Raw genomic sequence first — 9,003 nt, 5'->3', positions numbered from 1 at the left:
GGTGGCCATGGTTACTGCATGTCTTCGCCGATGGTGGCTATGCGGGCGATAAGTTGAAGCGGCGACTGAAAAAGATCGGGCGCTGGACGATCGAGATCATCAAGCGCTCAGACAAGGCGAAAGGCTTCGAGGTTCTGCCGCGTCGATGGGTGGTCGAACGGACCTTCGCCTGGCTTGGCAGATGCCGCAGATTGGCCAAAGACGTCGAACGCTCGATCGCATCAGCCGAAGCGTGGATCATGATCGCCCACATTCGTCTCATCACCAGACGGCTAGCAAGGTATGGATATCGTTGAACGCTTTTCGAATCCGACTCTAATGCATTTATGGTGTTCGGGACAGTTGCCTGCGCCTCCTTTTTCGCCGGTTCGCTGCTGCACAGCTCAGGCTGGAGCACGGTCAACTGGCTTGTGCTGCCGGCCGTAGCTTTTATGCTCGTTCCGTTGGTATCGCGCGCCGCCAGCTTACCCCGCAACAGATGAGGAAGGACTCTAGTGTCGGTTTCCGCGCGTCGCTCGATCAGATTGTACTCGCGCTTCATGTCTTGAGGCCGCAGCGCGTTTCTACGAGCGCTTGGCTTCCGGCGTGGCGCGCGCAACCGTCACCCAGGACGCCTTGGCATGGCAATCGGTTTTGTCTCGGACGGCTAATGCGGCAGGACACGCAACTTGCGCGGCGAACGAAACTGCCTCACCACGCATCCCGCAATCACGCGAGGGGTGTGCGGCCCATCTCTCGGGCAAGCGTCAGGAAGCCATCGATATAGGAGATGGTCTCCTCGCCGCGCCTGACGCCCAGATTGATGCTCTTCCGGATGCCGGCTTCTCCGAGGCTGAGCGCCCGTATCGGCATTCCTGCCCCATCCTCGTGCAGCAACCAGTCCGGAAGGACGGTGACCCCCCTGCCCGCGCAGACGAGTTGCAACATCAGGTCTACGGTTTCGGCCGTGCGGTGCTGACGGGGCCGATAATGGGCGGGAACGAGAAACTTGGTGTAAATGTCCAATCGCTCTAGGGTGACGGGAACAGTGATTAGCTCTTCGTCCATCAGATCGTGCGGTTGCACGCATGTCCTGCCGGCAAGAGGATGGGACTCGTGCACCATAAGGACCAGCTCGTAATCGAACACGGGCGTGAACAGCAGCTCCGGCGCCTCTACCGGGTCCGGCGTTATCAAGAGGTCGATTTCATAACCGAGCAGCGCCTCGACCCCGTCGAAGCGAAAGGCGGTGCGCACGTCGAAATCCACGTCGAGCCACTGAGCCAGATAGGGTGTCGCCATTCTCGAGAGCCAGCGCTGGCAGGGATGGCATTCCATGCCAACTCGGAGCATTCCTCTTCGCCCCAATGAGAAGTCTATGAGGACCCGTTCCGCGTGCTCCAGTTGCGGCAGAACCCGCTCGGCCACGGTGAGCAGGTATTCGCCCGTTTGCGTTAGGCGCAAACCCCGACCGGTTTTCATCCAGATCTTGATGCCATGCCGATCCTCGAACTTCGCGATCGTGTGGCTGAGCGCCGACTGTGTGACGTTCATCTTCTCGGCCGCCGCGGTGACGCTGCCGTGACGGTTGACTTCCCTCAGGATCGCAAGATGCTGCCGATCTATCATTATGACCTCCGCTCATCACCACATGAATTCATACCATTTCCATTCATAATGCACTGCGATTAACCTTTTCGTCAACCATGATCCTGCCGAGGCAGCCGCGACGGACGAAAGGAAATGTATTGACGAAGCTTGCAACTGCGCCGCATCCGCGTGGGGATCACGCCATGCCGTCATCTATTTTTGACGAGGTCATCGATCGCAAGAACAGCAACTCGATGAAATGGGCTTTCGCCGAGCGCCTGCTGTCCGCAGACGAAGCGGCCGCCGATCCTCTTCCCATGTGGGTTGCCGATACCGATTTCAAAGCCCCGCGACCGGTCATCGATGCGCTTGCCGAGGCTGTCCAGCACGGCGTCTTCGGCTATCCCGGCGGCATGACCAAAAATTACCTTGAGGCCGTGACCGGATGGCAGGCAAAGCGCTTCGGTTTTGACGTGGCGCCGGCATGGGTTGTTGCCTCGGCCGGCATCATTACCATCCTGAAGGTCGCCGCACAGGCGTTTTCCGCGCCTGGCGACTCCATTCTCATCCAGCCGCCCGTCTATGCCCATTTCCACAACGACATGCTGATGAATGGCCGTCATCTGGCCTTCGCCCCGCTCGTTCGCACCGAGGACGGCTACCGGTTCGATGCCGCCATTTTCGAGGCGGCCATACGGCCCAACACGAAGATCTTCATCCTCAGCAATCCGCACAATCCGACCGGAAATGTCTGGTCGGAAGAAGAACTGCGGACCATGGGAGAGATCTGCGCCCGGCACGACATTCTGGTGATTTCCGACGAAATTCACCAGGACCTGATCCTCAACCCGGCGAAGAAACACATCGCCTTCGCATCGCTGGGCGAAAAATTCGCGCAAATGAGCATCACGTGCACCGCGCCGAGCAAGACCTTCAATCTGCCGGGTCTGCAATGCGCAAATATCTTCGTGCCGAATCCGCGGCTGCGTGGTGAACTGCTGCGCCAATACGACCGCAACATGTTCCCGCTGGTCAACGTACTGGGCATGGTCGCTTGCGAAGCGGCCTATGCCCATGGCGAACCCTGGCTGGAGGAGATGCTCGCCTATGTGCGCGGCAATCACCTCTATTTCGCGGATCGGATCAATAATGCGACCGACAAGGTCCGCGTGCTTCCGGCAGACTCGCTCTATCTCGCCTGGATGGATTGCCGTGGGCTCGGCATGGATGCCGCAACACTCGAAAAATTCATGCTGACCAAGGCGCGCGTCTGGCTCGACAAGGGCCAGAAGTTTGGGATTGAGGGCCGCGGCTATATGCGCGTCAATCTCGGCTGTCCTCGCTCGACTGTCGATGATGCGATCACCCGCATCAACGCCGCCATCTCTAAACTGTGAGGCGCGCCGATGTCTCAAACGATTGAAAAACGCATGGCCGAACTCGGGCTAGAACTGCCTGAAGCGGCGAAGTCGGTAGCGAACTATCTCCCCATCGTCGCAAGCGGCAATCTCATTCTCACGTCGGGTCAGCTGCCACTGTCGAACGGCAAGTTGATTGCCACAGGTCTCGTCGGCCGCGAGCTTGACGTCACGGCCGCAGCGCTGGCTGCCAGACAATGCGCCTTGAACATCCTCGCCCAGGCGCAGGCACATCTCGGCAGCCTCGATCGGATTGCACGGATCATCAAGATCACGGTCTTCGTGGCTTCGGCTGAGGACTTCACCGAGCAACATCTCGTTGCAAACGGGGCGTCTGATGTCCTCCTCGCTGTCTGCGGCGACAAAGGCAAGCACGCGCGCTCCGCCGTCGGCGTCGCCGCTTTGCCGATGAATGCACCCGTCGAGATAGAGGCGATGCTCGAAATCGACCAATAACAATACGTGTCACCAGGCTCTGCGGAACGACGAACAATCGGGAACTCAACCGATCCCAAAGCGGAGAACCGGCAGGAAGCCGCTGCTTTCGGATCACAAACCGGGAGAATGTCAATGAAGAAGACTTTGTTGTTGGCCACAGTGGCCGCGGCGACGCTGACGGCGGGCATAGCGTCGGCCGGCACGATGGCCGACGTCCAGGCGCGTGGCAAGCTCAACTGCGGCGTGACCGGTGGTCAGGCTGGTTTCTCCGCGCCGGATGCGTCCGGCGTTTGGCAAGGCATGGACGTCGCCTATTGTCGGGCGATCGCCGCCGCGGTCCTGAAGGACCCCAATGCGGTGAACTTCGTGCCGACGACCGGCCAGACGCGCTTTACGGCGCTCGCATCGGGCGAAATCGACATCCTGTCGCGCACTACGACCTGGACGTTTTCGCGCGACGTCGACCTCAAGTTCACCTTTGCCGGCGTGAATTTCTATGACGGGCAAGCCTTCATGGTGCCAAAGGCGCTCGGCGCAAAGAGCGCCAAGGACCTGAACGGCGCGACGATCTGCATCCAGACAGGCACCACCACCGAGCTGAACCTTGCGGAATATTTTCGCAAGAACAGCATGACCTACGAGCCGGTACCGGTCGAGAACAATGCCGACATCGCCCAGAAGTACTTGGCTGGCGCCTGCGACGTTTATACCAGCGACGGATCGGACCTCGCCTCTACGCGCTCCAGCTTCAAGACTCCGCAGGACCACGTCATTCTTCCGGATGTCATCTCGAAAGAGCCATTGGGTCCGCTTGTGCGTCAGGGCGACGACCAATGGGCTGATGTGGCGCGATGGACGTTGCAGGCGCTGATTGCTGCCGAAGAGCTCGACGTCACCGCAGAGAATGTCGAGAAGCTTTCCGCCGGCACCGACAACCCCGAAATAAACCGCCTGTTGGGCAAGGAAGGCAATCTCGGCGAACAGCTCGGCCTCGATGCCGCCTGGGCCAAACGTGTGATTGCCGCCGAGGGCAATTACGGGGAAATCTTCGCCAAGAACATCGGCGAGAAAACGCCGATCGGATTGGCCCGCGGACAAAACGCCTTGTGGAACCAGGGCGGTCTTATGTACCCGCTGCCGTTCCGCTGAGAGCCTTCAAGGTGCGGGCTTGCCCCCGCGCCTTTCGCTTTCGCCTCGTCTGCCCGCACCGAAGGCCGCGCAGACCTTCAGGGAGATATCTCGCATGACAATGAAAACCGGTGCTCCGCGCCAGCCGTTTCACCTGGGCATGCTGTTTAACGACACCCGTTATCGAGCACGGACGATCCAGATCCTGGCGTTCATCCTGCTCCTGCTTGCGGCAGCGTGGCTGGTCGACAACACGATTCGCAATCTCGCCGCACTTGGAAAAGACTTCTCCTTCGGTTTTCTATGGAGCACGGCCGGTTACGACATTTCTCCGCATGCCATCGACTACTCCAGCACAAGCACACACGCCCGTGCCGCCGTCGTCGGCCTGCTCAACACGCTGATTGTCGCCGCAATGGCGTGCTTGACCGCATCAATTCTTGGCGTTTTGGCAGGGGTGCTGAGGCTTTCAGACAACTGGATCGTCGCCCGCTTGATGACGGTTTATGTCGAGAGCTTCCGCAACATTCCGGCTCTGCTCTGGATCATCGTCGTAGCTGCGGTGATGTCGCAGGCGATGCCGACACCGAACGCATTTCGCGGCGAGCATCCCACAGCAGCGATAATGCTCTGGGACAGCATCGCGGTTACGAACCGCGGCATCTACCTACCCACGCCCGCCTTCTCGCAAAGCCTGGGGCCGGCTCCTGATGTGCTTGGAGCATTTGATCTCAATTACGTAGCGATTCTGACTATTGTGGCGCTTTCACTCATCGGGCATCGGGGATTGGTAAAAGCACGCCGCGCAGGTCCAAGGCAAAACCGGTCAGCGCCCGGCCACGTGGTGGAAGAGCCTGGGCGTCTTTGCGTTGCCGATGATAATCCTCCTTTACGTACTCGGCTTCCACTTAGACTGTCCGGCCTTGAAGGGCTTGAACTTCACCGGCGGTCTGCAGTTGCGCAATGCCTTCATCGCGCTCTGGATAGGGCTGAGCCTCTATACCGGCGCCTTCATTGCGGAAATCGTTCGTTCCGGCATTCTTGCCATTTCGAAGGGCCAGTCTGAAGCGGCGCATGCGCTTGGGCTCTCCTCAGGACGCACGATGCGTCTGGTAATCTTGCCGCAGGCCCTGCGGGTCATCGTGCCGCCGCTGATCTCGCAATATCTCAACATCACGAAAAATACGTCGCTGGGCCTAGCCGTCGGCTACATGGATCTCCGTTCGACGCTCGGGGGCATCACGATCAACCAGACCGGGCGCGAGCTCGAAGGCATGCTGATGCTGATGCTGACTTAGCTTGACTTTGTACAAAATCTCTTTGGAATTTCGGGTTTGTTGCGGCGGCGCTGATCTTCCGCGTACTGGCAGCGTGGCGCGCGCGGCACTCTCATTTTGAGGCAATTTGAGCGGGGTGAATCAATTCGCCGCAGTCTCTCTGACTTGCCTGTTTCGCGTGACCGGATTCGAACCGGTGGATGACCGATCATAATGAGAACTGCGTCGGGTCGGGTGATCCTGTTCCGCAAATCCTTCGCCAGTGGCTGTCGTCGTTTCGTCCCTGGTTCACGGCACCCAGCTGGGAGCATCTCCTGGTCCTGGTGATGGGTGCGATCCTGTCTCCAGGCAAACGAACAGTGACGTCCTGTTTGCGGATCACCGGCCGCGCCGAGGCTGGCAATTTTTCCCTCTACCATCAGCTCCTTAATCGCGCGCGTTGGAACCCGCGTACGTTGGCTTCGCGGCTGTTATCGGTCGTTGTCGCCAGCCTCGTACCCGATGGTCCCATTGTCATCGGTATGGATGACACCATCGAACGCCGATGGGGACCAAAGATTGCCGCGCGTGGCATTTATCGCGATCCAGTGCGCTCCAGTCACGGTCACTTCGTCAAAGCCAGCGGCTTGCGCTGGTTGAGCTTCATGGTTCTTGCCCCGGTCCCATGGGCCAAATGCATCAAGGCCCTACCAGTCTTAACGCTTTTATGCCCCTCAGAGCGCTACGACAAAAAGAGGGGACGAAGACACAAACTGCTGACGGATTGGGCAAGACAGGGCGTGATGCAGCTTTGCCGCTGGCTGCCTGGACGCGATCTCATTTTTGTTGGCGACAGCAGTTTTGCTGTCCACACATTGGCTGCAGCGCTGCCAGACAGGGCCACCCTCATCACACGCCTGCGTCTCGATGCCAGTCTGTTCACCCCGCCAGATCCGCGACACGAACACACGCTCGGTCGGCCCGCACAAAAAGGCATGCCCTTGCCCAAGCTCAAGGCGGTCCTCAACAATCCCAAGACCGTCTGGCAACGCGTCATCGCGTCAACTTGGTATGGCAGACAAACCGATAAACACCTTGATATCACGACAGGCACTGGCTTGTGGTATCGGCGGGGAACCCCGCCAAGGCCAATTCGCTGGGTCCTGGTTCGAGACCCGACCGGCCGCCGCGAACCGCAGGCGTTTATGAGCACCAATACCGAGCTCGAGCCGACCCAGATCATCGCCTATTTCGTTCGGCGCTGGCAGATCGAAGTGACGTTCGCCGAAACACGCGCCCATCTTGGTGTGGAGACCCAGCGCCAGTGGAATGGCAACGCCATCATCCGCACGACACCTTCACTTTTGGCCCTCTATAGTCTCGTGACGCTGTGGGCGGGAGATGTTCTCAGCCAAACCACGCGCCCTTACGCGGCGGCATGGTACAGGAAAACCGATCTGACATTCACAGATGCGATTGGCGCTGTGCGTCTCGTTTTGTGGAGCGACGATCTTTATCGACACTCACCGTCAAACCTGGAAATGCATAAAATACCGCCAGGGCGACTTGTCCGTATGGCGCAGGCGATTTGCTTCGCCGCATAATGTACAAAGTCAAGCTGAGAGATCGCCGATGCAGCCGTGAATGAACTGCGCGTGTCTGAGCAGGCGTCGTTGCATTGAGGTCTCACCATATTGCGAAAATTCGGCAGACCGGCCAATTCGTCTTCTTTGATAACGATGTTCGATTAATGTCGCTCGGGAGACGTGACGGCCAGTGCATCATTCGGTACGGTGTCCGGCATCTTGATCGTCAGGCACAGGTTTATGGAGATCCATGCCATGCAAAGTTACTCGCTAGTTGAAGATGAAGATCATACCTACGCCGTCGTCGACGCTCGTTCCTTCGAAACAGTTGTGCGATCCGGTATCATACTTGAGCATCTGTCTCCGCAAGTAGCTGAAGGAATCATCCCGGTGCTTGAGGCGCTGGATCGCCACAGGGAAATGCCCAAGTGATCCACAGGGCAGGGCCGATCGGGCTTTGTTTTCCACCGCAATTGGCGAGACAATGGCGAGTCGTGGATATCCATCGCCAGATCTCGGTATATTCGAGGCCCATGGTGTTTGTCCTAGGGATGAGCACGGACAAGCATTATAGCAGGGCCGGCCAAGAGCGTCAGACCAATCAAGAGCGAAACAACGAACTTCAATATCTTGATACGCCGTGTTCTGGCGCCGTTCCAATCATATGCCACGTAGAACCTCGCGCGCGAAACAAAAAGGTCTGGGCTACAGATAATGGTTGCAAGCGGGACCGGCCAAGAGAAATCGACTTGGCCTTTCGTTGTAAGGCCAAGCGAAAAGACAAGGCAACGCCCGAATTTAAAGGCCGGAAAACAACCGAGCCAGCTTCAGGCTTGCCGTAATCCCCATTCCCTTTCGAATTCGTCCGTAAAATCGTTCGGCGGCTCCTTCATCGTTCGGGCGGGGGACTTTGGATCAGCGCTGATAGTCACTGGCGAGAGCTCTTTTGCCGACCTTTTGCCGTCTTCAATCTCAAGAGTATAGGAAATGGGTACGCCTGGAGTCAGATGAGGCAGCTTCGCCTTTATAGCTTCACTGAGATGCACGAAAATATCCGGGCCACCATCGTCAGTTTTATAAAGCCGTACTTCTTGTTCGCGTCAAACCATTTGACTTTCCTTGCCATAACCTTCCCCATGTTGGCTTTATTGGTTGGAGTGCGAGCGCTATCGCAGCTAACCTCTTGAAGCAATTCTTCGGGCATCGAGGTTGCTCGCGGCGTTCAGGCGATACTGTATGTCTTTTCCCGCCTTGAAAAAGGGAACCCACTTCTCCTCGACGAATATCGATGTGTTCGTCTTTGGGTTTCTGCCTGATTTCGACAAGCGATGGCGGACACTGAACGCGCCGAACCCTCTTATACGGCTTCTCATTGATCAGAACGCATTGGCCCATTCTCTGCGTCCGATGGACATGATGCGCCAGGGCTGACTTTCGAGTTTTCGCCATGCGTCGCAACAGTGATTGACGATATCGTCGTAGGATTTGAAGACTCGGTTCGAGAGCCAATTCTCGCGCATGAAGAGCCAGAGGTTTTCGACCGGGTTCAACTCTGGCGATTTCGGCGGGAGCGGCAGGATCGTTATGTTTTCGGGCACGACGAGATTG

Annotated in this window: 9 protein-coding genes and 3 pseudogenes; 9 read left to right on the top strand and 3 right to left on the bottom strand. The window is 58.0% G+C overall.

Going from position 1 to position 9,003, the window contains the following annotated elements; all coding sequences use genetic code 11:
• Together QDY28_RS30345 and QDY28_RS30340 are read left to right on the top strand one after the other, a co-directional pair.
• On the top strand, positions 1 to 296 hold a 296-nt coding region (locus tag QDY28_RS30345; protein ID WP_141694139.1), incomplete at its 5' end, for a transposase.
• 18 nt (positions 297 to 314) lie between these two features.
• A pseudogene (locus QDY28_RS30340) lies at positions 315 to 482 on the top strand (MFS transporter); the annotation flags it as partial.
• A gap of 226 nt (positions 483 to 708) precedes the next feature.
• On the opposite strand, the gene QDY28_RS30335 reads toward QDY28_RS30340, so the two are convergent.
• Positions 709 to 1,608, bottom strand: a complete 900-nt coding sequence (locus tag QDY28_RS30335) for a LysR family transcriptional regulator (protein WP_004112786.1) — start codon at positions 1,606 to 1,608, stop codon at positions 709 to 711.
• Positions 1,609 to 1,772: 164 nt separating this feature from the next.
• Here QDY28_RS30335 and QDY28_RS30330 point away from each other — a divergent pair, with 164 nt between their 5' ends.
• From QDY28_RS30330 to QDY28_RS30300, 7 genes and pseudogenes are all read left to right on the top strand, one after another.
• Positions 1,773 to 2,966 (top strand): MalY/PatB family protein, encoded by a 1,194-nt coding sequence (locus QDY28_RS30330; protein ID WP_246802381.1) that lies wholly within the window; start codon positions 1,773 to 1,775, stop codon positions 2,964 to 2,966.
• A gap of 9 nt (positions 2,967 to 2,975) precedes the next feature.
• Positions 2,976 to 3,443: a RidA family protein gene (locus tag QDY28_RS30325; protein ID WP_004112782.1), complete on the top strand. Its 468-nt coding sequence runs from the start codon at positions 2,976 to 2,978 to the stop codon at positions 3,441 to 3,443.
• A 114-nt stretch (positions 3,444 to 3,557) separates the two neighbouring features.
• Positions 3,558 to 4,574, top strand: coding sequence for an amino acid ABC transporter substrate-binding protein (locus QDY28_RS30320; protein WP_004112780.1), 1,017 nt, complete (start codon positions 3,558 to 3,560; stop codon positions 4,572 to 4,574).
• 94 nt (positions 4,575 to 4,668) lie between these two features.
• A pseudogene (locus QDY28_RS30315) lies at positions 4,669 to 5,049 on the top strand (amino acid ABC transporter permease); the annotation flags it as partial.
• A 379-nt stretch (positions 5,050 to 5,428) separates the two neighbouring features.
• On the top strand, positions 5,429 to 5,851 hold the full coding sequence (locus QDY28_RS30310; protein WP_246802380.1) for an ABC transporter permease subunit: 423 nt from the start codon (positions 5,429 to 5,431) through the stop codon (positions 5,849 to 5,851).
• A 179-nt stretch (positions 5,852 to 6,030) separates the two neighbouring features.
• Entirely contained in the window at positions 6,031 to 7,413 is a 1,383-nt protein-coding gene (locus QDY28_RS30305; RefSeq protein WP_184806404.1) for an IS701 family transposase, read from the top strand.
• 162 nt (positions 7,414 to 7,575) lie between these two features.
• Positions 7,576 to 7,827, top strand: a complete 252-nt coding sequence (locus QDY28_RS30300; protein ID WP_120764172.1) for a hypothetical protein — start codon at positions 7,576 to 7,578, stop codon at positions 7,825 to 7,827.
• A gap of 743 nt (positions 7,828 to 8,570) precedes the next feature.
• Here QDY28_RS30300 and QDY28_RS30295 read toward each other — a convergent pair.
• A pseudogene (locus QDY28_RS30295) lies at positions 8,571 to 8,765 on the bottom strand (HU family DNA-binding protein); the annotation flags it as partial.
• Between the two features lie 6 nt (positions 8,766 to 8,771).
• A partial coding sequence (locus QDY28_RS30290) for a transposase (RefSeq protein WP_331384811.1) occupies positions 8,772 to 9,003 on the bottom strand: 232 nt, incomplete at its 5' end.

Origin of the sequence: Rhizobium sp. BR 362, assembly GCF_036528765.1 — a bacterium.
In the GTDB taxonomy this organism is placed as follows: domain Bacteria; phylum Pseudomonadota; class Alphaproteobacteria; order Rhizobiales; family Rhizobiaceae; genus Rhizobium.
This window is presented reverse-complemented; position numbering and strand designations above follow the sequence as displayed.

What these genes read in the sequence shown, in the direction of transcription:
- QDY28_RS30335 (WP_004112786.1), bottom strand. Translation starts at nt 1,608, where the DNA reads ATGATAGATCGGCAGCATCTTGCGATCCTGAGGGAAGTCAACCGTCAC.
- QDY28_RS30330 (WP_246802381.1), top strand. Translation starts at nt 1,773, where the DNA reads ATGCCGTCATCTATTTTTGACGAGGTCATCGATCGCAAGAACAGCAAC.
- QDY28_RS30325 (WP_004112782.1), top strand. Translation starts at nt 2,976, where the DNA reads ATGTCTCAAACGATTGAAAAACGCATGGCCGAACTCGGGCTAGAACTG.
- QDY28_RS30320 (WP_004112780.1), top strand. Translation starts at nt 3,558, where the DNA reads ATGAAGAAGACTTTGTTGTTGGCCACAGTGGCCGCGGCGACGCTGACG.
- QDY28_RS30310 (WP_246802380.1), top strand. Translation starts at nt 5,429, where the DNA reads ATGATAATCCTCCTTTACGTACTCGGCTTCCACTTAGACTGTCCGGCC.
- QDY28_RS30305 (WP_184806404.1), top strand. Translation starts at nt 6,031, where the DNA reads ATGACCGATCATAATGAGAACTGCGTCGGGTCGGGTGATCCTGTTCCG.